At 70.9% G+C, this 22,438-nt stretch carries 26 protein-coding genes, 1 tRNA gene and 1 riboswitch; of the genes, 21 read left to right on the top strand and 6 right to left on the bottom strand.

Translation table 11 applies throughout. The features are described from left to right. Positions 1 to 94: 94 nt before the first annotated feature. Positions 95 to 2,188 (bottom strand): asparagine synthase-related protein, encoded by a 2,094-nt coding sequence (locus AB0I54_RS31930; protein WP_363299683.1) that lies wholly within the window; start codon positions 2,186 to 2,188, stop codon positions 95 to 97. A 694-nt stretch (positions 2,189 to 2,882) separates the two neighbouring features. Here AB0I54_RS31930 and AB0I54_RS31925 point away from each other — a divergent pair. The 4 genes from AB0I54_RS31925 to AB0I54_RS31910 all read left to right on the top strand — a co-directional run bounded on the left by AB0I54_RS31925 (position 2,883) and on the right by AB0I54_RS31910 (position 7,933). Next, a complete protein-coding gene (locus AB0I54_RS31925) occupies positions 2,883 to 4,304 on the top strand; it encodes an MFS transporter (RefSeq protein WP_363299682.1) in 1,422 nt (473 codons plus the stop codon). A gap of 200 nt (positions 4,305 to 4,504) precedes the next feature. Beyond that, entirely contained in the window at positions 4,505 to 5,722 is a 1,218-nt protein-coding gene (lhgO, locus tag AB0I54_RS31920; protein WP_363299681.1) for an L-2-hydroxyglutarate oxidase, read from the top strand. 41 nt (positions 5,723 to 5,763) lie between these two features. Beyond that, entirely contained in the window at positions 5,764 to 6,588 is an 825-nt protein-coding gene (gene trmB, locus AB0I54_RS31915; protein WP_363299680.1) for a tRNA (guanosine(46)-N7)-methyltransferase TrmB, read from the top strand. 10 nt (positions 6,589 to 6,598) lie between these two features. Then, positions 6,599 to 7,933, top strand: a complete 1,335-nt coding sequence (locus AB0I54_RS31910; RefSeq protein ID WP_363299679.1) for a PrsW family intramembrane metalloprotease — start codon at positions 6,599 to 6,601, stop codon at positions 7,931 to 7,933. Positions 7,934 to 8,113: 180 nt separating this feature from the next. Here the strand turns inward: AB0I54_RS31910 and AB0I54_RS31905 are convergent, their stop codons facing one another. The 3 genes from AB0I54_RS31905 to AB0I54_RS31895 all read right to left on the bottom strand — a co-directional run bounded on the left by AB0I54_RS31905 (position 8,114) and on the right by AB0I54_RS31895 (position 10,891). Beyond that, positions 8,114 to 9,154 (bottom strand): M23 family metallopeptidase, encoded by a 1,041-nt coding sequence (locus AB0I54_RS31905; RefSeq protein WP_363299678.1) that lies wholly within the window; start codon positions 9,152 to 9,154, stop codon positions 8,114 to 8,116. A gap of 7 nt (positions 9,155 to 9,161) precedes the next feature. Beyond that, positions 9,162 to 9,321: riboswitch (cyclic di-AMP (ydaO/yuaA leader) on the bottom strand. A 299-nt stretch (positions 9,322 to 9,620) separates the two neighbouring features. Beyond that, a tRNA-Met gene (locus tag AB0I54_RS31900) sits at positions 9,621 to 9,694 on the bottom strand. A gap of 60 nt (positions 9,695 to 9,754) precedes the next feature. Beyond that, positions 9,755 to 10,891 carry a dihydrofolate reductase family protein gene (locus tag AB0I54_RS31895; RefSeq protein ID WP_363299677.1) on the bottom strand — a complete coding sequence of 379 codons (1,137 nt, stop codon included), beginning with the start codon at positions 10,889 to 10,891 and terminating at the stop codon, positions 9,755 to 9,757. A gap of 85 nt (positions 10,892 to 10,976) precedes the next feature. On the opposite strand from AB0I54_RS31895, the gene AB0I54_RS31890 reads away from it, so the two are divergent. Both AB0I54_RS31890 and ribA read left to right on the top strand, forming a co-directional pair. Beyond that, positions 10,977 to 11,492, top strand: a complete 516-nt coding sequence (locus AB0I54_RS31890) for a MarR family transcriptional regulator (protein WP_363299676.1) — start codon at positions 10,977 to 10,979, stop codon at positions 11,490 to 11,492. A 105-nt stretch (positions 11,493 to 11,597) separates the two neighbouring features. Next, positions 11,598 to 12,233: a GTP cyclohydrolase II gene (ribA, locus tag AB0I54_RS31885; RefSeq protein ID WP_363299675.1), complete on the top strand. Its 636-nt coding sequence runs from the start codon at positions 11,598 to 11,600 to the stop codon at positions 12,231 to 12,233. Between the two features lie 335 nt (positions 12,234 to 12,568). On the opposite strand, the gene AB0I54_RS31880 is transcribed toward ribA, so the two are convergent. Then, on the bottom strand, positions 12,569 to 14,107 hold the full coding sequence (locus tag AB0I54_RS31880; RefSeq protein ID WP_363299674.1) for a site-specific integrase: 1,539 nt from the start codon (positions 14,105 to 14,107) through the stop codon (positions 12,569 to 12,571). Next, positions 14,107 to 14,694: a helix-turn-helix transcriptional regulator gene (locus tag AB0I54_RS31875; RefSeq protein WP_363299673.1), complete on the bottom strand. Its 588-nt coding sequence runs from the start codon at positions 14,692 to 14,694 to the stop codon at positions 14,107 to 14,109. Before AB0I54_RS31875 ends, AB0I54_RS31880 begins: the two co-directional genes overlap by 1 nt. 280 nt (positions 14,695 to 14,974) lie before the next feature. Here AB0I54_RS31875 and AB0I54_RS31870 point away from each other — a divergent pair, with 280 nt between their 5' ends. The 15 genes from AB0I54_RS31870 (at position 14,975) to AB0I54_RS31800 (ending at position 22,390) form a co-directional block, all read left to right on the top strand. Then, on the top strand, positions 14,975 to 15,211 hold the full coding sequence (locus AB0I54_RS31870; protein ID WP_363299672.1) for a DNA-binding protein: 237 nt from the start codon (positions 14,975 to 14,977) through the stop codon (positions 15,209 to 15,211). A 105-nt stretch (positions 15,212 to 15,316) separates the two neighbouring features. Then, entirely contained in the window at positions 15,317 to 15,790 is a 474-nt protein-coding gene (locus tag AB0I54_RS31865) for a hypothetical protein (protein ID WP_363299671.1), read from the top strand. Beyond that, positions 15,787 to 16,047: a hypothetical protein gene (locus AB0I54_RS31860; RefSeq protein WP_363299670.1), complete on the top strand. Its 261-nt coding sequence runs from the start codon at positions 15,787 to 15,789 to the stop codon at positions 16,045 to 16,047. The genes AB0I54_RS31865 and AB0I54_RS31860 overlap by 4 nt, the downstream gene beginning before the upstream one ends. Next, entirely contained in the window at positions 16,044 to 16,367 is a 324-nt protein-coding gene (locus AB0I54_RS31855) for a hypothetical protein (protein WP_363299669.1), read from the top strand. Before AB0I54_RS31860 ends, AB0I54_RS31855 begins: the two co-directional genes overlap by 4 nt. Next, on the top strand, positions 16,364 to 16,876 hold the full coding sequence (locus AB0I54_RS31850) for a hypothetical protein (protein ID WP_363299668.1): 513 nt from the start codon (positions 16,364 to 16,366) through the stop codon (positions 16,874 to 16,876). The genes AB0I54_RS31855 and AB0I54_RS31850 overlap by 4 nt, the downstream gene beginning before the upstream one ends. Then, positions 16,873 to 17,124 (top strand): hypothetical protein, encoded by a 252-nt coding sequence (locus tag AB0I54_RS31845; RefSeq protein WP_363299667.1) that lies wholly within the window; start codon positions 16,873 to 16,875, stop codon positions 17,122 to 17,124. The genes AB0I54_RS31850 and AB0I54_RS31845 overlap by 4 nt, the downstream gene beginning before the upstream one ends. Before the next feature lie 86 nt (positions 17,125 to 17,210). Then, the gene (locus AB0I54_RS31840; RefSeq protein ID WP_363299666.1) at positions 17,211 to 18,161 is read left to right on the top strand and encodes a bifunctional DNA primase/polymerase; all 951 of its coding nucleotides are present in this window, start codon (positions 17,211 to 17,213) and stop codon (positions 18,159 to 18,161) included. Continuing rightward, the gene (locus AB0I54_RS31835) at positions 18,158 to 19,231 is read left to right on the top strand and encodes a helicase RepA family protein (RefSeq protein WP_363299665.1); all 1,074 of its coding nucleotides are present in this window, start codon (positions 18,158 to 18,160) and stop codon (positions 19,229 to 19,231) included. The genes AB0I54_RS31840 and AB0I54_RS31835 overlap by 4 nt, the downstream gene beginning before the upstream one ends. 233 nt (positions 19,232 to 19,464) lie before the next feature. Then, complete coding sequence (locus AB0I54_RS31830; protein WP_363299664.1) at positions 19,465 to 19,806, top strand: hypothetical protein; 342 nt, start codon at positions 19,465 to 19,467, stop codon at positions 19,804 to 19,806. Next, a complete protein-coding gene (locus AB0I54_RS31825) occupies positions 19,803 to 20,018 on the top strand; it encodes a hypothetical protein (protein WP_363299663.1) in 216 nt (71 codons plus the stop codon). Before AB0I54_RS31830 ends, AB0I54_RS31825 begins: the two co-directional genes overlap by 4 nt. Then, positions 20,015 to 20,779, top strand: a complete 765-nt coding sequence (locus AB0I54_RS31820) for a hypothetical protein (protein ID WP_363299662.1) — start codon at positions 20,015 to 20,017, stop codon at positions 20,777 to 20,779. Before AB0I54_RS31825 ends, AB0I54_RS31820 begins: the two co-directional genes overlap by 4 nt. Positions 20,780 to 20,884: 105 nt before the next feature. Beyond that, positions 20,885 to 21,409: a single-stranded DNA-binding protein gene (locus AB0I54_RS31815; RefSeq protein WP_363299661.1), complete on the top strand. Its 525-nt coding sequence runs from the start codon at positions 20,885 to 20,887 to the stop codon at positions 21,407 to 21,409. A 15-nt stretch (positions 21,410 to 21,424) separates the two neighbouring features. Then, positions 21,425 to 21,592, top strand: coding sequence for a hypothetical protein (locus AB0I54_RS31810; protein ID WP_363299660.1), 168 nt, complete (start codon positions 21,425 to 21,427; stop codon positions 21,590 to 21,592). Next, a complete protein-coding gene (locus AB0I54_RS31805; RefSeq protein ID WP_363299659.1) occupies positions 21,589 to 22,224 on the top strand; it encodes a hypothetical protein in 636 nt (211 codons plus the stop codon). The genes AB0I54_RS31810 and AB0I54_RS31805 overlap by 4 nt, the downstream gene beginning before the upstream one ends. Further along, positions 22,217 to 22,390, top strand: coding sequence for a hypothetical protein (locus tag AB0I54_RS31800; protein ID WP_363299658.1), 174 nt, complete (start codon positions 22,217 to 22,219; stop codon positions 22,388 to 22,390). Before AB0I54_RS31805 ends, AB0I54_RS31800 begins: the two co-directional genes overlap by 8 nt. Positions 22,391 to 22,438: the final 48 nt, after the last annotated feature.

Genomic DNA, 22,438 nt, shown 5'->3' with positions numbered 1-22,438 from the left:
TGCGGCGGACCGGCGCCGAGGAGCACCCGGCGCCGGTACGGCGTCGCCCGCTTCGGGGCGGTGCCTGGTTGCAGCGGTGCCTGGTTGCAGAGGCCTATCCCCGTCGCGCGGCGGCCCCCGCCCCCAGCGCCCCCCGCTGGGGCGTGATCCCCGCCGGCACCGCACGCGCGCGTGCCGGGGTGCCCGTCCAGCAGGTGCCCCTGCGTGCCAGCAGTCGGCGCAGCCACAGCTCCAGGGAGACCAGGTCGGCCAGGCCGTCCAGCGGCAGCGGCTCGCCCGCGGCGGCCCCGCGCAGTGCCTTGCGCACCACGCGGGCCTCGATCAGGCCCGCCTCAGCGAGGAGGGGGGTGGTGAAGAGGGAGACGAGGGAGTCGGCGGCCACGCGCAGGCCCGTGCGGGCGGCGGCGGCCGAGGAGGCGTGGGAGGGGGCGCCCCAGCCGGGCGGGAGGTCGGTGACGCCGGCGCCCTCCAGGACCGTACGGAGGATGGCGGCGCGGGCGCCGGGCTGGACCCTGAGGGCCTCGGGGAGTTCGCGGCAGGCGCGGACCACCTGGTTGTCGAGGAACGGGGCGTGCAGCCGCTGGGAGCGGATCTCGGCGGCCTGTTCCAGCACCCGGATGTCCGCCGCGTGCCGGGCCAGCGCCGCACGCGCGCGGTAGTCGCCGGGCCGCTGGCCGGGGCCCACTCCGGAGCGGTTCGCCGAGCTCTGGAGCAGAACCGATACTTCAGCCAGTGCCTCTCCGGTCAGCCAGCGCGCCGCGGGCCCCGGTCTGGCCCAGGTGAGCGCCGCGAGGGACGCTCCGACCGCGCCTCCGGGTTCGTCGAAGCGCCGGCGCAGCAGGCGTTCGGCGAGCACTTCCACGCCCGCCCGGTACGGCGTCCGCGCCAGCCGCCGTGCCGCGCTGTACACGCGCGCGGGGACCATCACCGAACCGTCCGCCTTGGCCAGTGCCGCGACCGGACGCACCAGGTGGCGCCGTTTGCGGTCCATCAGCAGGTCCGCCAGGCGGGCCGGGTGGGCGTCCAGGACCTGGCGGGCGCCGTAGCCGGTGAAGTGGTCCGCGCTGCCCGACGCGAGGCGCGCCCGATGCCGGGCAGCCAGGACGAGCGAGGGTGCCGGCTCGTCCGTGAGCGGGCCGTCCAGGTCGGCGTACGGCAGTACCTCCTCGCCGCCGGCCACCACGACGTGGTGCAGGCGCGGGTTGGACGCGAGGCTCCCCGCCCGTTCCAGTTCGGCCTCGCGGCCCCCGACGGCCAGGTCGTTGAAGGTGACGGCCAGCAGCCGCTCACCGGCGCCGGTGCCGTGTCCCAGGATCGTGCCCGGCATCCCCGGGAGGCCGGCTGCCAGCAGGGCCAGCGTGCCCGAGGCGGGGCCGCCGCTCAGGTCCGCGCCGATCCCGGGTACGGGCATCCCGCGCGCGGCACGCCGTTCGGCCGGGCCCATGCCGGGCACCGGGCCGGGGTCGATGTCGGGGACGTGCCGGGGTGCCGACAGACGGGCGCGCACCGCGTCCACGAGCGCGTCCCGCACGGCGTCCACCGCCCTGTCGGGGTCGGCGGAGGGCGCCGCCACGGCGAGGGAGGCGACCGGCTCGTACCCGGCGATCTCGCGCGCCCCCGCACGCAGGATCAGGGCGTGTCCCGGCGGAACGCGCCGCACGCCGTCGTACGGCGTCGAATCGTGCAGCGCGGCCGGTACGTCGGGAGCGGCGAGCAGCGCCGCGAGGTGGCCGAAGTCGAGGTTGGCCTCGATGAGGTCGGCGAGCGGCAGCGCGGCCGTCGCGTACGCGGTGCCGCCGGCCCAGGGGGTGTAGAACACCGGGCGGGCGCCGGCGAGATCGCCGCACACGGTGACGCGGCGGCCGACCTGGACGACGGCCGTGTAACTGCCGGACCAGGCCGTCAGATGCCGAAGTGCCCCTCCGCGCGCGGCGAACAGGCCGAGCCGCAGCTCCTCGTCGGAGGCGCCGCAGGTGCCCAGGACGGCGATGCGGTTCTGGGCGTCGGCCTTGATCACGCGCACTTCGTCCGGGCGCCAGTCGCCGACCGCCCACAGCGGATCGGGGTCGCCCCACAGGAGTTGGGAGCCGATCGGGTGCACGGTCTCGCCGTCGTGTCCGGTCGCGCCCGCGGAGCCGATCCCGGCGGCACCGGCGGCGGCGCTGCTCCATCCCACCAACCACCGCATCGACGCCTCCACAGGCTGTGGACAACCAGTGCACGGTACGAACCGGTTCACCATGCTGCCATGAAGAACGCGCCCCCGAGGTGCGGCGGCGCCTCCTTCCGCCGATGGAATGCGCCCACGCGCGCGTGCCCATGGGGAAGCGAACCCCCGTACGGGACAGGGGAACTGCGACTCGAATGCGCCCCCGAAATGCTCCCCGAAAACGCCCTTCGCGCCCTCAAGTCCCGTGGTAGGAGCGGTAATCGCCCACGAGAGGCAGGGTCGATTTTCGGCCAAATCACGGACGCGGAGACAGGTTTGAGCACGCTCCGTACAGGCTCGGCGCGGCGCGCCGACAGCGCACAGTCCGGGAGGCGGGCACCGCCTCCCGGACCGGTCCGCCACCCGCGGGGATGAAGGTGGCGGTGTCCCCCAGCCCACTGGATCCAGTACAGCGGGCCGACCCACGCACGATCCATGGAACCGCTCCCCACGTGGCCGGAGAAGAGCGCACGGACGGGCGCACGGCCACACGACGGGGGCACGTCGCGACATGCCGTGCACGGTGCGTACAGGGCCCGCACATCCCTACGGACCACAATCCCGCCAACCGGAACAATGCCCCTTAACGCTTGGGATGCGGCGAACTACGCTGGGTTTACGAATGCCGCGTGGTTATGCCAGCGCGGCAGCCGTCTGTGTCGAGGGGTGGCGCATGTCCAGGGAGCAACGCGGGCCGAACGAAAAGCTCGGCGCCGTTCTCGCCCTCGCGGGAATCAGCAACGCAGGACTCGCGCGACGCGTCAACGATCTTGGCGCTCAACGCGGGTTGACTCTTCGCTACGACAAGACCTCGGTCGCGCGCTGGGTGTCGAAGGGCATGGTGCCGCAGGGTGCCGCGCCCCACCTCATCGCGGCCGCGATCGGCCAGAAGCTCGGCCGCCCGGTGCCGCTCCACGAGATCGGCCTGGCGGACGCGGACCCCGCACCCGAAGTGGGCCTCGCCTTCCCCAGAGACGTAGCACAGGCGGTGCGGTCGGCGACGGAGCTGTACCGTCTCGACCTCGCCGGCCGCCGGGCCGGCTCCGGAGGCATCTGGCAGTCCCTGGCCGGATCATTCGCGGTGAGCGCATACGCAACGCCCGCCTCACGGTGGCTGATAACCCCCGCCGACAGCTCGGTCGCACGGGACGCGAACCCCTCCGAGGGCTCCGGCGCACCGATCAAAGTCGGCCACAGCGATGTGCAGAAACTGCGGGAGGCCGCCGAGGACGCCAGGCGCTGGGACTCCAAATACGGAGGCGGCGACTGGCGTTCGTCCATGGTGCCCGAGTGTTTACGGGTGGAGGCGGCACCGCTGCTGCTCGGCTCGTACTCCGACGAGGTCGGCCGCGCCCTGTTCGGGGCCTCCGCCGAACTCACCCGTCTCGCAGGCTGGATGGCCTTCGACACGGGCCAGCAGGAGGCCGCACAGCGGTACTACATCCAGGCGCTGCGCCTCGCCCGCGCGGCCGCCGACGTCCCCCTCGGGGGTTATGTCCTGGCCTCCATGTCCCTGCAGGCGACCTACCGGGGCTTCGGCGACGAGGGCGTCGACCTCGCGCAGGCGGCCGTGGAGCGCAACCGGGGTCTGGCCACCGCCCGCACCATGAGCTTCTTCCGCCTGGTCGAGGCACGCGCGCACGCACGCGCCAGCGACGCGCAGGCGGCCGGCGCGGCCCTCAAGGCCGCCGAGGGCTGGCTGGAGCGGGCCAGGGAGGGCGACAACGACCCGACCTGGCTCGGCTTCTACTCCTACGACCGGTTCGCCGCCGACGCCGCGGAGTGCTACCGCGATCTGAAGGCACCACGCCAGGTCCGGCGCTTCACGGAGCAGGCGCTGTCGAAGCCGACGGAGGAGTTCGTGCGGTCGCACGGGCTGCGGCTGGTCGTCTCGGCGGTCGCCGAACTGGAGTCGGGCAATCTGGACGCGGCGTGCGAGCAGGGGGTGCGGGCCGTGGAGGTCGCGGGGCGGATATCGTCCGCGCGCACCACGGAGTACGTGAAGGATCTGCTGCACCGGCTGGAGCCGTACGGCGACGAACCGCGCGTGGTCGAGCTGCGGGAGCGGGCACGACCACTCCTGGCTCCGGCGTAGGCGCTCCGCTGGGTTGCCGGGTCCTTCGCGTCTGCCGGGTCGCGGTGGTCCCCGGGACCGCGGGTCGCCTTTGGCCGGTCGCGCCCCGCGGCGCAGCCGCTGATGTCACAGCCCCGTGCCCCTGGGGCACGGCTGCGCCGGCCCCTCCGGCTGCGTTTGAAGACACTGTCAGTGGCGCAGTGCACTATCGATGCCAGGAGGTGGTGCAGGTGCGGGAGGTCGCGTACGACTGCGACGTGCTGGTGGTCGGCGGTGGGATCGTCGGGCTGTCCACGGCGTATGCGATCACGCGTGCCGCGCCGGGCACGCGGGTGACCGTGCTGGAGAAGGAGCCGGGGCCCGCCCGGCACCAGACGGGGCGCAACAGCGGCGTGATCCACAGCGGGATCTACTACCGGCCCGGCTCGCTCAAGGCGCGGTACGCGGTGCGGGGCGCCGCCGAGATGGTGAAGTTCTGTGCCGAGTACGGCATCGCGCACGCCGTCACCGGCAAGCTGATCGTCGCCACCGAGCGATCCGAGCTGCCCCGGCTGCACGCCCTGGTGCAGCGCGGCCGGGAGAACGGGATACCGGTGCGGGAGCTGGGCGCCGCACAGATCGCCGAGTACGAGCCTCAGGTGCGGGGCCTCGCGGCCATACACGTCGGGACGACGGGCGTGGCCGACTTCGCCGGGGTCGCACGGCAGCTCGCCGAGGCGTCCGGCGCGGAGATCCGGTACGGCGCGCGGGTGGTCCAGGTGGACCGCCGCCCGGAGCTGGGGGTCGCCGTGCGTACGGCGGGCGGGGACATCGTGCGCGGGCGGGTGCTGGTGAACTGCGCCGGGCTGTACTGCGACGAGGTGGCCCGGCTCACCGGCGACGAGCCCGAGGTGCGGATCGTGCCCTTCCGGGGCGAGTACTACGAGCTGGCGCGGCCCGGACTGGTGCGCGGACTGGTGTATCCGGTGCCGGACCCGGCGTTCCCGTTCCTCGGCGTGCATCTCACGCGCGGGATCGACGGGGGCGTGCACGTCGGCCCCAACGCGGTGCCCGCCCTGGCCCGGGAGGGGTACGGCTGGGGGGTCGTACGGCCGCGTGAGGTGGCGGGCACGCTGGCCTGGCCCGGCGCGTGGGCGATGGCCCGGCAGCACTGGCGGTACGGGGCGGGGGAGTTTTGGCGCTCGGTGTCGAAGCCGGCGTTCACGGAGGCGGTGCGCAGACTGTTGCCCGCCGTGCGGCCGGACGACCTGGTGCGGGCGGCCCCGGGAGTGCGCGCTCAGGCCGTCCTGCGGGACGGCACGCTCGTCGACGACTTCCTGATCCGGGAAGGAGCACGGACCGTGCACGTGCTGAACGCACCGTCTCCGGCGGCCACGGCCTCGCTGCCGATCGGCAGGTCGGTGGCCCGCCGGGCGCTGGCCGTGCTGGGCTCGTCCTGACCGGTTCCCCGTGTCCCGGCTCGCGTAAAATCGTCACCACTGTGTCTGAGTTCCTGAACACCCCCGAATCCCCCCGGCACGTCCCCGGCGTCTCCGTCCGGCACACCCGCGCCAAGGGTGAGCCGCGCTTCCCGGACGGCCCCAAGGCCGACCCCGCCGGGTCGCACTTCGAGCGGCGGATCCGGAGCTTCCAGCCGCGGCGCAGCCGGGTGACCGCGGGGCAGGCCGACGCGCTGCAGCGGCTGTGGCCCAAGTGGGGACTCGACATCGACGGGCAGCGGGTCGTCGACCTGGGCGAGCTGTTCGGGAACGACAGGCCCGTGGTGCTGGAGATCGGATTCGGCATGGGCGAGGCCACCGCGCAGATGGCCGCCCAGAACCCCGACCTCAACATCCTCGCCGTCGACGTGCACACCCCGGGGCAGGGCAACCTGCTCAACCTCTGCGACCAGAACGGGCTGTCCAACGTCCGGGTCGGCAACGGGGACGCGATCATCCTGCTGCGCGAGATGCTCACGCCCGACTCGCTCGACGGGCTGCGCGTCTACTTCCCCGACCCCTGGCCTAAGAAGCGGCATCACAAGCGGCGGCTGATCCAGCCGGAGTTCCTCGGCCTGGCCGCCACCCGCCTCAGACCGGGGGCGATCGTGCACTGCGCGACGGACTGGGAGCCGTACGCCGAGCAGATGCTCGAAGTGCTGACCGCGCACCCGGACTTCGAGAACACCCGCCCCGACGGCGGTTTCTCGCCGCGCCCCGACTTCCGGCCGCTGACCCGTTTCGAGGGTCAGGGACTGGACAAGGGTCATGTGGTGAACGATCTGCTCTTCCGCCGCGTACAGCACCGGGAGCAGCAGCGACGTTAGGGTCAATGCCGTGACCACCTTCCCCCCGTATCCGACGCACCCCGCCGGCCCCGACGGCGGTGCGCTCCGGCACCCGCGCTGGTGGCAGCGCAGGTGGGTGCGGTACGGGGCGCTCATCGCCCTGCTCGCGCTCTCCGGGCTCGTCATCCTCGCCCTGGTCCGCGAACAGACCGGCACGGAAGGGTTCCTGGTCGGGATCTGTCTCGCCGTGCTGCCCGTGCCCCTGCTCATAGCCGCCTTCCGCTGGCTCGACCGGGTCGAGCCGGGGCCCTGGCGGAACCTGCTCTTCGCGTTCGCCTGGGGCGCCTGCGCGGCGGCGCTGATAGCCATCGTGGCCAACAGCTTCGCGACGCGCTGGATAGCCACGACCACCGCCGATCCGTCCAGCGCCGACACCCTCGGCGCCACCGTCATAGCGCCCATCGTGGAGGAGTCCTCCAAAGCGGCGGCCGTGCTCCTCGTCTTCCTGTTCCGCAGACGGAACTTCACCGGGATCGTGGACGGTGTGGTGATAGCGGGCGTCACCGCCACCGGCTTCGCCTTCACCGAGAACATCCTCTATCTCGGCACCGCCTTCGGCACCGACCAGCTCACCGGCGACCGCGGCATCGCCTCCGTCACGGCCGCGACGTTCTTCGTGCGCGTCGTCATGTCCCCGTTCGCGCACCCCCTGTTCACCGTCCTCACCGGCATCGGCTTCGGCATCGCCGCGCTCTCCGCCGAGCGGCAGCATGTGCGGCGGGTGCTGGTGCCGCTCGGCGGGCTGCTGCTCGCGATGAGCATGCACGCGTTCTGGAACGGCTCCTCGACCTTCGGCCCGTACGGCTTCTTCGCCGTGTACGGGGCGTTCATGGTGCCCGCGTTCGGGCTGCTGACCTGGCTGGCGATCTGGACGCGGCAGCGCGAGCTGCGGACCGTGCGGGAGGAGCTGCCCGTGTATGTCTTCGCCGGGTGGCTGGGCCCCGCCGAGCCGTTCGTGCTCGGCTCGATGCGGGCGCGGCAGATGGCCCGGGACTACGCCGGCCACCACCTGGGCAAGCAGGCGGCGCGCGCCGTGGGGCAGTACGAGGCGGACGCGACGGCGCTGGCGTTCCTGCGCCACCGCGGGCGCCGGGGCCGCGCGGGGGCCGACTACGTCGTACGGGAACGGGAGTTGCTGGCCGAGCTGTGGAAGCGGCGCCAGGTGGCCCGTCCGGCGATGGAGTACGCGGCCCGGATGTCCGCACCGCCCCGGCCGGTGTACGGGCCGCAGGCGCCGTACGGAATGCAGGCGCCGTACGGAATGCCCGTGCCGTACGGGTACCCGGCGGCACCGTATCCCGCGTACAACCCCTATCGGCCTTAGACCGCCGCGGACAGGCGTGGCACGCCGCTACGCCGACGCGTGCGTCAGCAGCGCCGGCTCAGAAGAGATCCCGCTCGGAAGAGATCCCGCGAACACCTGACCGGAGATCCCGCACACACCTGACCGGCGGCCCTGACGTCGGGGGGTGTCGTCAGGACCGCCGGCGGTCGACAGGGTGGGTCAGGGGTTGAGGCCCTTGCCCCGCAGCCACGTCATCGGGTCGATCCCGGTGGCCTGGCCGCCCGGGTGGACCTCCAGGTGCAGATGCGGGCCCGTGACGTTGCCGGTGGCGCCGACGCGGCCGATGACGTCGCCGGTGCTGACCTTCTGCCCGGCGGAGACGCTGATCGAGGACTGGTGGCAGAACCACAGCTCGGTGCCGTCGTCGAGGGTGAGGATCGTGCGGTAGCCGTAGGAGCCGGCCCAGCCCGCCTCGGTGATCGTGCCGCTGTGGATGGCCTTGATGAGCGTGCCGGTGGGCGCGGCGAAGTCGAGGCCGGTGTGGTAGCCGGAGGACCACATGGCGCCGGCCTGACCGAAGGTCGAGGTGATCGTGTACGAGGAGGTCGGCAGCGTGTACTGCTTGGCCAGCGCGGCCAGGCGCGCGGCCTCGGCTTTCTTCTCGGCCTCGGCCTCCGCCTGCGCCTTGGCGGCGGCGGCCTTGGCGGCGGCCGCCTTCTCGGCCTTGGCGGCCGCGGCGGCGACCTGCTTGTCCGCGGCGGCCACGGCAGCGGCGGCGGCCTTGGTCTCGACCTGGCCCTGCTGCTTCTCGGCCTGGGCCATGATGCGGTTGCGCAGTGCCTCACCGGCGTCGGAGGCGCCCTGTGCGCTGTCGGCCGAGGTCATGCCGACGCTGCTGAGCGCGGTCGCGGAGCCCTTGTCGGGGGCCTCGTCCGGGGTGCTGTCGCCGAGCAGGGAGCCGACGGAGGGCAGGTCGGGCATGGAGATGGACACCGGCGGCTTGCCGGTGTGGGCGCTGGCCATGCCACCCGCGCCGACGGCGGCTATGACGCCGACGCCCAGGACCGTGGAGCTACGGGCGAGTCCGCCGCCGCGCTGCTTGACGACACGGTGCCGGCCGCGTACCGGGCTGAGGGACTCCTCGGTGGGGTTCCACTCCTCCCACGGGCCCTCGTCGGTGCGGTAGCTGCCGTAGCCGAAGGTCTCGGTGTGCTCGCTCGGCACGAATGGGGCTGTGGGGGCAGGCCGGTTGGACGCCACGCGGGCGTACTCCTTTCCTTCCGTCGCCTACCGGGTTAGCTGACGGGTTCGGAGCAGGAAGGTCTCCTACGCGCGTATACCGGCCGTGCCTCCACGGCGGCATCCGCGTGATTCACCCCAAGGTGGTGGTTCCCCGGTTCCCTTGCGGGATTCGGCGCGTGCGCACGGAGCCGACTCTTGTGACGGCTGGGACGACCGCGCTGCGTTATCGAACGTTAATAGACCCGGCTGTCAGATTCCAAGCCGTTCTGCTTGATCATTAACGTTTTTACGGGCGGACTTACACACCATGACCGGTGGAAATCGGGCGAGTTGACCGCGGTACATGAGTCACGACGTTTTTGATGGTGACTCAGATGTTATGCGGAGGGCTTTCGTCCGGTCACTCTTCGTGATAGTCGCCCGGTCGTCGCCAAAACACTCAGGGCCGGAATCCATGAACTGGATTCCGGCCCTGAGCCTTGAGTAGCGGGGACAGGATTTGAACCTGCGACCTCTGGGTTATGAGCCCAGCGAGCTACCGAGCTGCTCCACCCCGCGTCGGTGTGCCTTAAGCATACGCCATGCTCAGGGGTGCAAGCGCACGGGTTTATCCAGGGCTTATCCGCGGGCCGTCAGATGGCGGTTCGGCGCCGTGGCCAGGTCCTCGTACTCGGGCAGTACGACGACGTCCACGCCTTCGCCCGTCAGCAGCCCGCTGCCGTCGGCGCCCTGCACGAACGTGTCCGGCTCCCGCCAGGCCGTGACCACCCGTCGTACCCCGGCGTCCAGGATCAGCCGCGCACAGGGAGCGGGCCGGGACGCCCGGCGGGCGCAGGGCTCCAGGCTGCTGTAGACCGTGGCGCCGGCCAGCCTCGGGTCGGCCGGGTCGACCTTGGCCAGCGCGGCCTCCTCGGCGTGCACGACCGGGTCGTCGCCCTCCCGCGAGTGCCCCCGGGCCAGCTCGGTGCCGTCGGCGGCGACCACGACCGCGCCCACGCTGAAGGCGGTCTCCGAGGGCGGGCACAGCGCCGCGAGGTCGCAGGCGATCCGCATCCAGTGCCGGTCCGCCGCGGCGACCGACCGCCCGGTGCCGGGTGCCGTCGGCTCGTACCGCATCAGTACGACGTCCTCGATGCGGCGCGTCTCCAGGAGCCGGAGCCGCCCGCCCTGGTAGCCCCCGGGGCCGAACAGCCGGGGCGCCGCCGGGTCTCCCACCAGGAGCGGGGCGAGGACCAGCTGGAGTTCGTCGGCGAGGCCCTGGCGGAGCAGCTGGGTGTGGACGGTGCCGCCGCCCTCGACCATCAGCCGGCGCACCCCGCGCTCCTCGTACAGGTGCGTGAGCAGCGCCGGCCAGTCGAGGTCGGGGCCGAGCGGGACGACATCGGCCGCGAGGCCCAGTCCGCGGGCGCGCTCGGCGCCCTTCTCCGTCGTGTAGAGGACCTTCTCGCCGCCCGTGTGCCAGAACTTCGCGTCCGGGTCCAGCTCGCCGGAGCTGCTGACGGTGACCTTGAGGGGGTACTCGGGCCGGCCCGCGGCCACGCGGGCGGCGCGTCGCTCGGGCGAGTTGACCAGGAGCCGCGGGTTGTCGGCACGGATCGTGCCGGCGCCGACCAGGATCGCGTCGACCGACGCCCGCACCTCGTCGACCCGGTCGAAGTCGGCCGGGCTGGACAGGAGCAGCCGCTCGGGGCCGGTGTCGTCCAGAAAGCCGTCGAGGGAGACGGCCGCGGACAACAGGACGTACGGGTACGGCATCGGCGCGCTCTCCCTGACGAGGTCTGATGTACTGCGACTGACGTGCGGGCTTGGTTCAAGTTTGAAACAAACTTACACTGGCGGTATGACGACCCGCTGGCTCACCCCCGACGAGCAGCGCGCCTGGCGCGCGTACATCGCCGGCAGTCTGCTCCTGGAGGACGCGATCGACCGGCAGCTCCAGCAGGACACCGGCATGCCGCACCTGTACTACTCCATCCTGGCCAACCTCTCCGAGGCGCCGGAGCACAGTCTGCGCATGACCGACCTCGCCGAGAAGTCGAAGATCACCCGGAGCCGGCTGACCTACGCAGTGACCCGGCTGGAGAAGGACGGCCTGGTACGGCGCGAGGGCTGCCCCTCCGACAAGCGGGGCAGCATCGCCGTCCTGACCGACGAGGGCAGGGCCGTGCTGGAGCGTGCGGCGCCGGGTCATGTGGCGACCGTACGCGCCTCCCTCTTCGATCACCTCGGCCCGGAGCAGGTACGGCAGCTGGAGGAGATCTTCGGCGGGATCGCCGAGGCGCTCCAGGGCGAGGACGCGCGGTGCGCGCCGGACGACGTGCCATGGCGCCGCCGGTCGCCGAAGTCCTGCTCGTGACGCCCGCGACAGACTCCGCAAATCCGTTGCTTCAAATTTAAAGCATGGGGTAGGGTTCCCGGCAACTGCTTCAAAACTGAAACTCCTGAACCCCGGAGAACCCGCATGCCCGACACCCCAGCCGCCACACCGCGCGCCCGCGTCCGGGTACCGCTGCGCTTCCACGACGGTTACGGCGTCGACGCCGAACTCGTCACCTTCCACGGCCTGGCCGACGGGCAGGAACACATCGCCGTCGTCCTCGGCGACCCCGGACCCGTCCCCCTGGTCCGGCTGCACTCCGAGTGCCTGACCGGCGACGTCTTCGGCTCGGCCCGCTGCGACTGCGGCCCGCAGCTGCGCGAGGCGGTCGAGCGCATCGCCGACCGCGGCGGCGTGCTGCTCTACCTCCGCCAGGAGGGCCGCGGCATCGGGCTCTACAACAAGCTCGACGCGTACGCCCTCCAGGACCAGGGCCTGGACACCTACGAGGCGAACGCCGCGCTGGGCCTCCCGGAGGACGCCCGCGACTACACGGCCGCCGCCCAGATGCTGCGCGCCCTCGGCATCGGGGAACTCGACCTGCTCTCCAACAACCCCGACAAGGCCGAACAGCTGCGCACCCTCGGCGTCACCGTCCACGACCGCGTCCCGACGGGCGTCTTCACCACCGCCCACAACGTCCGCTATCTGCGGGCCAAGGTCCTGCAGACCCAGCACACGCTGCCGCTGGGCCAGTTGACCGAACTCAGCGCGGGCTGACCCCGCGCACACCACGGCGGAAAAGACGTGAGCCCCGCTCCGGACGAGATCCGGACCGGGGCTCTCCCGTAGGCCCTGTGGGACTCGAACCCACAACCAATGGATTAAAAGTCTGCGGCCCCCTCGGACCGTCCCATTCCGGCCAATGCCGCCCCGTGTCGCGCGGTATCGAACTGCGCTGGTCACGGCAGGGTACTCACGATCTGAGTACCCCTCGTCATGCCATCCCGTGTCAGTCCGTGTCGCCTAGTTCCGGGACGTTCGGCCGAGCAATGGCCGAGCAGAAAGGCCCCGCCACCTGCAGTGACGAGGCCTCATGCTGTCCACCAACAACGCTACTCCACGGGCGCCTTGGCGTCACCCCGCCGCGCCCGCGGCACCAACGCGGCCGCCCGCTCGGCGATCTCCTTGTCCACCTCGGGCAGCAAGGACGTGTAGGTGTCCGAGGTCAGCGTGATCGTCGAATGCCGCAACGTCTCCTTGATCGAGTGGAGATCGCCGCCGCCCGCATGCTGCACCGTCGCCGACACATGCCGCAGGTCCCGCAGGTTGATCGGCGGCAGATCCGTGCCCCCGCAGATCCGGCGGAACGCCTTCGACACCACATCGGGGTGCAGCCACTCGCCCAGCTCCGTCGTGAAGACCTTGCCCGTCTCCACCCACTTGCCGCCGGCCGCCTCCCTCTCCTGCAGCTGCCGGGCCCGGTGCTCGCGCAACACCTGCACCGTGACGCTGTCCAGGCCGATCGTGCCCGCGCTGCCGTCCGTCTTCGGCTCCGTCTCAAGCGGCGTCCAGCCGTCGACCACGATCTCCTTCGCAACAGTCAGCAGGCCCTCGCCGAGATCCACGTTGGCCCAGTCCTGCCCGACGCCCTCACCGCGGCGCAAGCCGCGGAAGCCGACCAGGTGAAAGAAGGCGTACAGCCGCTCGCCCTCGGCCGCGTCGAGGAACGCCCCGAACTGGGCCGGGGTCCACACCATGACCGGGCCCGGCTTCTCACCCGTCTCCCGCCAGCGCTGCACGCGCTCGTCGGTCCACAGCTGCGGCTTCGGCCGACGGCCTGAGCCAAGCTCGACATGGGCAGCGGCGTTGAAGGTGATGAGCTGCCGCGCGATGGCCGCGTTCAGAGCGGTCCGCAGCGTGCGGCGTATGGACTGCTTCGACGCAGGGCCCGTGATACGGCGGTACGGCTTCATCTCCGCCAGCCTGGCCCGCTCGGCGGCCAGCGCCGCCCGCTCGCTGGCCTTCGGTGCGCCAGGCCGGCCGCGGGTGCAGAGCGCTTCCTGCTCCCGGCGGGCCGCGTTCTCCGCGGCGATGGTCTCGCTGTCCTCGTCGATGCCGTCGAACATCTCCACCAGGTGGCCGACGTTGAGGCGGTCCAGGCGCAGGTGCCCGAGGCGCGGTTTCAGGTGGACGCGCACGTGCGAGGCGTAGCTGTTCGTTGTCGTCTTGCGGGTCTTCTTCGCTGCGATCCACACGTCCAGCCACTCAGCGACGGTCATCTTGCCGTCGAGCGGTACGCCGACGCCCAACTTGCGGGACACCTCGGTCGGCTCGGGGATCGGGCCGCGCGTCTTCATCAGGTCTTGCAGCAGGTCGCCGACGCGGCGCTGCCCGTCCTCGTCGTCGCCCGCCAGGTCGAGGATCGCGCGGATGCGGTCGAGGTCGGCTTGCGCTTCCTTGACGCCCGCGTAGCCGGTGCGGCGGAAACGCCGGCGCTTTCCCTCGGCGTCGACGGGCAGCTCCTGGTGCAGCTCATGGTTGCCGTGGGTGCGCTTGGCCAGCTGCGGGCACTTCGTTCCAAGCCGTTTCCCGTCCGGGCCGCGGCATTCACACCGTTTACTGATGCCGCCGGCGCGGCGAGATGCGGGCATTAGGACTCCTCTGCCTCCTCGCGGCGCTGCATAGTGAACAGTGCTTCGGCCTTAGTCATCGCCGCTTCCAGGTCCTCTACGTATTCTGCCGTGCCTGGCCGTTCCTGGAACTTGAGAATCCATTGCTTGCCAAGCTCGACAGCCTCCCCTGTCACGGGCTCTCCGGCCTCGTTGGCCGTCCGGACGTAGTGTTCCAGGGCCTCGTGATATAGCTTCAAGGCGGCTTCGAGGTCACGGCCTATGTCATAGAGCTTGGCACTGACGTTGTCGACGTTGATTCGCATGCGCTCGAAATTCAGCCGAGCTTCAAACACCGCGTCGTCCGTACCGAGCCCACCCGCCATTAGGGCCATTGGCATTACACCCAACGCCTCGGCGATTGCGATCCACTCATTGACTCGCACCGCGCGCTCGCCGCGCTCAATCTTTGCGACCTGGGTTTGATGAAAGCGAAACCCTAGTTCGGTCAGCCGCTGAGCAATGTCCTGTTGGGAGAGATCGAGGTTCTCGCGGATGCGCCGCAGGTTGCGCCCAATGCGGAGCTCCGTGTCGTTCATGGCCTGTTCGACCGCCGGATCAACCTTCATGAGGTTCGAGCGTAGAACCTAGAACAGCTTAGGGCAACCTGGCCTGACATTGGATGACACAGGTGCATACACATGCCCACACATGGGCACTCAAGGGCACCGGTTAACCGATCTCAGGTTGAACTGGCGAACCTCAGACGGCTTGACCCAACACTAGACAACATGCCACAGTGGGTCCCCAGGAGGTTCACATCGCAACCTCTTGCAGCATATTCGCAGGTCAGAGCCTTGCCCGCATCTGATCTCGCATGCACGGAGGCTCACCAACGTGACCACGCCCATGACCACTCAGGAGCTGCTGGAGCTCCCGCCCACGGTCGACCTCGTCACCGCCGGCCGCGCCTTTGGCGTCGGACGCACCACGGCATACACCCTCGCCCGCAGCGGCGAGTTCCCCTGCCGGGTGATCCGCGCCGGCAAGGCCTACCGCGCCGTGACCGCCGACCTGCTGCGCGTCCTCCAGATCTCCCCCAACAACGGCGACGGCGCCGGACCTTGCTCGTCCGACGCCGCCTGAGAACGAACCAATCCACACCAGAGCTACCCAGCAAGACGGCGGCACCCAGGGCCTTGCCCGCCCCATCAGTGCCGCCGCCGGAAAGAAGACGTCCTCATGGCAACTATGGCACAGCCCTCAGCGGTGGCAACGGCGCCATCGACCCTGACCGAACAGAGCATCACCGCCAGCCTCACCGCCGAGATCATGACCGACCTCGACAACGGCCAGCCCACGCTGGTCGCCAGCACGCAGGGAAACCAGGGTGACGTTCAGGTCGTCACCCCGGCCCAGCTGCTGGCAAAGGTCAACCAGGCCCGCGCCCAGCTCGACCGCATCGAGGCTCTCGCCAACGAGTACGCGGCCGCGTCCGTGATCCCCGCGTTCATCAAGCACTACGGCATCGAACTGATCGAGAGCAGCCTCGACGGGCTCGCCGAAATCGACCCCGACCTCGCGGCCGGCTTCAAGGCCTTCGCCGCCCTCAAGAAGGACAACACCTTCACCGTCGTCGTCCCCAAGGGACAGGCCCCCGTCGAGCGGCTCGCCGCCATCCGCGGCCTCGTCCTCGACCTTGTGGTCAAGGCGGAGCAGGCGTGAGCACCCAGGAGAACACCGCGACGGCCGGGGATGTGCAGCTCGTGGACACCCCAGGCCGCCCGGCCGACGACAAGCCGCGGCCCGAGTGCCGCCACTGGTTGGGCGCCGAGCGCCGTTATTGCCGCGAGGTCGACGGCGTCCGTCACTTCCTGCCCGGCCACCGGTGCCCGGCCCACACCCCGCGCGCACTGCAAGGCCTGCCCGAGATTCCGCCCGGCCCCGGCTGGCCGGCCCGCCGCACCCAGGAGGCGAAGTGAGCGACCTGACGTACATCGAACGCGCCCAGTTCCTGGCCACCGTCCAGGGCATGGGCGAAGGCGACGAGATCCCGCAGGCCGCATTCGAACTCGTCCGCGAAGCCGAGTCCGAGACCGCCGCCCCTTGGGCCCAGTCGGACCCGCTCGCGGCCGAGCGATACCTGGCCGCCAGAGGCGCGACCCCGAAGGCCGCGACCGCCAACGCCGCGGAGTTCGAACTCAGCATGCGCGCGCTCTACGCCCTCGCCAAGGGAACGCGCGCCCAGTCCTTCCAGGACCTCGCCGACTGGATCGAGACGAACGTGGACGGTGTGCAGTGAACAGCCACAAGGAACAGCTCGACGACGCTCTGCGCACCTTCAACCAGGCCGAGCGACAGGAGTTCATGCTCACCACCGCCAGCCGGTGGCTCGGCCTCGACGGGCCCACGTACATCGTCGGCGACGTCCGAGTGCGGGCACTGTTCGAGGACATCCACGGACGGCACTGGTGCGACGCCATGCTCGCCGCGGAGTCGCTGGCCGGAGTCGCAGACATCGGGCGCACGAACCCCGGAATCATCGAGGGATACCGGCAGACCGCCGCATGCATGGAGGAGGCCACCGACCTCTGGGTGTTCGTCGACGCCCGCGGCCGGTGGAACGCCACCATGACCCCGGTCGACGCACTCGCCCACGCCTGGGGGTACCCGCCGCCGACACGATTGCCCGACGACAACTGGGCCCGCACGTGGCTCTCTCTGCCCGAGCGGTCCGACGAACAGGAACTCGCCTGGATCGCGAACGGTGGCAAGCCCTACGGCGCCTACCGGGGCGAGGGCCAGCTGTGACCGGCGAGTGGCCCGTCGACCAGCCCGTCGACCTCGACGCCCTCGGCGGTACCGAGCCCACCTTCGACGAGCTGTACATGCGGCGGCAGAAGGAACGGGCCCTGCACGAGATGGTCCTCGGCTCCATCCGGCACGACTTGGAGCAGCAGCCCAGCCCGGTGTGCGTCCTCACCGCCGCCCGCGACTGGTGCAGCCGCATCACCGCAGCCGCCGAGGACATCGCCCGCGAGAAGCGAAAAGCCGCCTGACCGCGGGCGGGCGCCGCCATCCCCCGCCCGGCGCCCGCCCGCACACCCGCGAACTTCTGATCCAGCTCGTAGAAGAGAGCACGTTCGTGACCGTCGGTATCCGCATCCCCGCCGAGCTCCCGGCCGCCGCCGAGACCTACGCGACAGCGGGCATCAAGGTCTTCCGCGTCCGCCGGAACAAGACCCCCTACGCCAACTGTCCACGCTGCGACCGGCAGAGCAGCCTGTACACCAAGCACCGCCCCGAGGACTGCCAGTGCGGAGTCCCCACCTGCCACGGCTTCCACGCCGCCACCACCGACGTCGACCTCGTCCGCAAGTGGTGGCGCGAGGAACCGACCGCCAACATCGGCGCGCCGTGCAAGCTGAACGGCTGGGCGGTCGTCGACGTCGACCCCCGCAACGGCGGCCACCAGTCCCTGCGTCGACTCGAAGAACGCGTCGGCGTCCTGCCCGGCACCACCGTGCAGATCACGGGCGGCGACGGCCTTCACATGATCTACCTGTCCCCCGACTTCGACCTGCCCGGCGAACCCTTCGAGGGCATCGACTTCAAGCACAACGGCTACATCCTGCTCGCCCCGTCCGTCCACAAGTCCGGCGTCCGCTACCTGTGGCCCGGCACCCGGAGCGTCTTCTACAAGCCGGAGATCGCCTGGCCCGCATCGCTCCTCCCCCGCAAGGAGCGCAAGCCCGTCCCCACCCCGCGTTCGGCGCCGCGCCCGGGCGACCTGAACCATCCGTTCTGGAACCGGACGGCCCGGCGGCCCGGCGGCGGGAAGTTGTGGACCGTCGACCAGCTCGTGCAGCACGTTATGGACTCCGTGGCCGGCGACCGGAACCGAGGCCGCAACAACTCCCTGTACTTCGCGGCGTGCCGTGCTCACGAACTGGACGCGCAGGGTCTCATCGACCTCGCGGAGGCCGAGGCAGCCCTGCTCCATGCAGCTGACCTCGTCGGCCTCACCGATGCCGAGGCCCGCGCATCCTTCGACAGCGCCGCCAACCGGCCCAGCGACAAGGGGTATGCGGCGTGAGCACCGCTTTCGACGAGGACTTCGAGCGGCTCTTCGGTGAGGAGCCGCCACCCGAGGAGCCTGCGGACCAGGGCGGCGGGGAGAACCCGACCCAGGCCCGGCTCGCCGTGCTCCGTGGCGCCCTCGTCGACACCGACGGGCTCGACAACCTGCCCGACCCCGTCCCGCTCATCGAGGGCGTTCTCTTCCGGGACTCCCTCGCCTGGATCTACGGCAAGCCCGGCTCCGGCAAGTCGTTCGTCGGCATCGACTGGGCCGGGTGCGTCGCCAACGGTCTGCCCTGGGCTGGTGTCCACGAGGTCAGTAAGGGCTCCGTCCTCTACCTGGTGGCTGAGGGCACCTCCGGCATTCGCAAGCGGGTCCGAGCCTGGGAGCGCCACACCGGTATCCCCATGCGGGACGTGACGTTCCTGCCGATCGCCGTGCAGTTGCTGCACGGCACTGACCGGGGCGCCCTCGGGCTGCTCGTACAGGAGATGCGGCCGGCGCTCATCGTCATCGACACGCAGGCCCGCTGCACGGTCGGTGCGAACGAGAACGACAACGGCGAGATGGGGCAGGTCGTCGCGGCGGCGGACCAGCTGCGCGAAGCATCCGGGGCGTGTGTCCTGCTGATCCATCACTCCGGTCGCAACGGCGAGAACATGCGCGGCGCTTCGGCGTTCGACGGCGCGGCCACCTCGATCATCAAGGTCACCAAGAGCGAGGAGTACGTCGAGGTCCAGTGCGACAAGCAGAAGGACGTCGAGGACTTCGACGCCGTGTTCCTCAAGATGCAGCCCGTCCTCGAATCCTGCGTACTGATCAACCGGGTCGCCAGTCCGGTCGAGGAGAGCCAGCTGTCGAAGACCGAGCAGCGCCTCCTCGACGTGATGCACGACGTCTTCCCGAACGAGGCCGTCTCGCGGGCCCGGCTGGTCGACATCTCCGAGATGGCGTCCAGCACCGTGTACCGGTCCGTCGCCAAGCTCGAACGGCTCGGCTACCTGGTGAAGACGGGCAGTGAGTCGCGGCCCTGCTGGCGCCTGTCCACCGCTACCGCCAGTACACAGGACGGTGACGCTGCGTGAGAAAACTTCCCATTTTCGCCGTGGGAATTTCCCCTGCCTGAGAACCCCAACTTCCCACCCTCCCCGGCTACTTCCCAACTGCGGCACAACCACTGACCTGCGCACTTCCCAACTTCCCAAGTTCTTCCCAACGGCCCGCCCAAATTCCCACCCACCCCCCCTCTCTTAGGGGGGTGGGAAGTGGGAAAAGTGGGAGCGGCGGGTCGGTGGAGGTTAGAGAAAGAGACCCGGCCATGCCCGTCCCACCGACAGACGACACGCCCGTCCTGCCCGGCTACATCGACCAGCGCGGCCAACACGCCGACCTCCGCGTCTGGTGCCGATGGTGCTGCCACTGGCACATCCACGGCCCACACCCCGTCGGCACCACCGCGCACCGCGTCGCCCACTGCTACGCCCCCGACAGCGGGTACCACGCGACCGGCTACCGCATCGAGGTTCGCCCTGTCCCGTACAGCAGCGTCATCGGCTCTGTTCGATCCGCAAATGCCGCCCAGCGGCGGGCCCTGACCGCAGGCCGCATTAGCGACGCCGTGCGCCGCCTCCGTGAGCAGCGTCCGCGGGAGGACTCATGAACGTCGACGACGTCGTGGCCGAGAAGATCGCCGCCGCCCGCGCCCGAGCCGAGGCGGCGAAGCGCCGCCGCGCAGCCCTCGCCGCCGCCCGGCAGCGCGGCCTCGCCTTCCGGCACGCCCAGCGGCTCCGCAACCAGGCTTCCGTCCGCACGACGGACGGAACACCCGTCACCACGGATGACGGGTCCACCACGACCGAGGAGACCCCGTGACCACCACCACCGAGATCGCCCGCGCCCACGGCCACACCGGGCCGACCAACTGTCAGGACTGCGGCACCACCGAGAGCGTCCACTTCGGCAGCTGGTTCAACCCCGAGACCCGCGAGAGCGGCAACTTCCTCCAGTGCTGCGCCTGCGGCCTCAAGGCCGGCGACCCGATCCACGCTCACACCGACTGCGGCGCGGCCATCACCCAGTACGTCCTCAACGAGCACAGCGGCCCCTGCAGCAAGCTCGCCTACAACCGCGTCCACGCCAGGGCGCTTGAGGCGTACAGCCGCGCGCACCACAGCGCCCTGAACCACCTGAACCTTGAAGAGAACACCGCACACGAGGTCGGCCTCTCTGCCGTACTCGACGAGATCGGCCGCGCCTACGCCGCGGCCGCCATCCACCAGGTCGCGGAGACCCTCGCCGGCAAGCTCGACGAGGACACCTACGTGGCGCTCGGCGACATCGCCGCCACCCTCGACCTCGAGGTCGTCGAGGACCTGGGCGGCGCGAACGGCACGGGCGAGGACGAGGGCCCCGGTGTGCGTGTCTTCCACCGCGCGGACGGCTGGACGATGGGCGACTCGCCGACCCCCGAGGCGTGCACCACCAACTATCACCGCCAGCAGGACGGCCGGCCGCCGTGCACGGACATGGCCGTCTGGAAGGTCGTGGAGTCCCGCGGCCTGGTCCTGAGCATCGGCTTCTACTGCGAAGCCGACCTGCCCGCCGAGCACCGCCACCTCGCCACCCGCGCCTGACCGCACGCAACCGGCCGGGCCCGCGGATATCGGGCCCGGCCACCCGCCCAGCATCCCGCACAGCGGGTCGTACTGACCCCCTGTCTCATGTCGAAGGAGTCCGCCATGGCAGGCGAGACCGTGATCACCGTCGTCGGCAATCTGGTCGACGATCCCGAACTCCGCTTCACTCCGGCTGGCGTGGCCGTCGCCAAGTTCCGCATCGCGTCGACCCCGCGGCAGTTCAACAAGACCACCAACCAGTGGGAGGACGGCGAGACCCTGTTTTTGACCTGCTCGGTGTGGCGGCAGGCCGCCGAGAACGTCGCCGAGTCCCTCGCCCGCGGCCTGCGTGTCATCGTCCAGGGCCGCCTCAAGCAGCGCTCCTACGAGGACGGGCAGGGCATCAAGCGCACGGTCTACGAGCTCGACGTCGACGAGGTCGGGCCGAGCCTCACCCGGGCCACGGCCAAGGTCGAGAAGAACCCGGCGGGCGGCGGCCAGCGGCAAGGGGGCGGAGCTAGTCCGGACCCTTGGGCCGGGGCCAAGCCCGCCAACGGCCAGCAGCAGGGCGGCGGCTGGGGCAACCCGCCCGCCCAGCAGCAGCCCGCCGCGCAGGGCGCCGGCTACTCCGACGAGCCCCCCTTCTAGGCCCGGGAGATCGACGTGAGCAACCACGACATCCAAATGTTCGCCCTCGGTCTCACCGCGGGCATGGACTTCATGCTTTTGCTGCAGATGGTCTTCGGCCTGCTCGACGACCGCCGCGACCGCAGGGCCGTCCGTGCGGCCGAGGCCAAGCTGAAGGCCGCAGAGGAAAGGGCGGCGACGTGACCGCATCCTGCGGGCTGTGCGAGCGCCAGCTGGAGCACGGCTACCTGTGCCCCGGGGACGCCCGCGCACTCGGCGACCGCCTGGAGCGTCTGCCCGTCGCGTACAAGGCCCTCGGGGCGTTCCTCGCCCCGGCGGGCCACGCGGGCGGCGAACGCGTCTCCAGCGGCCACGCGGCCGCCACCCTGCCCGTCAACGAGGCCGTCTTGGACTTGCGGTACAGCGGTATCGCGCTGGTCGTCGAGGGATGGCTGTCCGCCGTCCAGGAGGCCCGCGGCTGGGGCGAACCGGCCATCACCGGCAGCATCGAGGACCGCGTCAAGCGGGCCGCCCGCTCCCTCCACTCCAACCTGGAATGGATCGCCGCCGCGTACCCGGCGGCCGGTGATCTCGCTCGGGAGATAAGGGAGATGGAGCGCGCCGCGCTCTCGATCGTCGGCGCGCTGCCGGAGCGGGGCCGTCGGATCGGGCAGTGCGTGGCGGTCGACTCCTCCGGCGTGATCTGCGGCGCCGTGATCCGCCACCGGCAGGGCCAGACCAGGCTCGTGTGCGACTGGTGCCACTGCGTCTACAGCAGCGAGCAGGACCTGCTGCTGCTCCTGCACTACCAGCCGAGGGAGACGTCTGATGCCTGACCGCATCGTCACCTGCCGGGTCCTGTCCGGGCGCGGCGTTCAGTGCACGGCCGAAGCGGTCGACCCGAACGCGGAACTCAAGATCTGTGTCCGGCACTTGGGCGAGGCGATACGCCTCGTCGAGGACGCCCGGGAGCGCGGCCGCCAGTCCAGGAAGACCGCGTGAATGCGTTGCCTAGGACACTGGGTCCTAGTACGCTGGTCTGCGTGCCAA

It is taken from the genome of Streptomyces sp. NPDC050625 (assembly GCF_040654755.1).
Lineage (GTDB): Bacteria > Actinomycetota > Actinomycetes > Streptomycetales > Streptomycetaceae > Streptomyces.
Note: the sequence above shows the minus strand (reverse complement) of the source record. Positions and strands in the feature narration are given on the sequence as shown.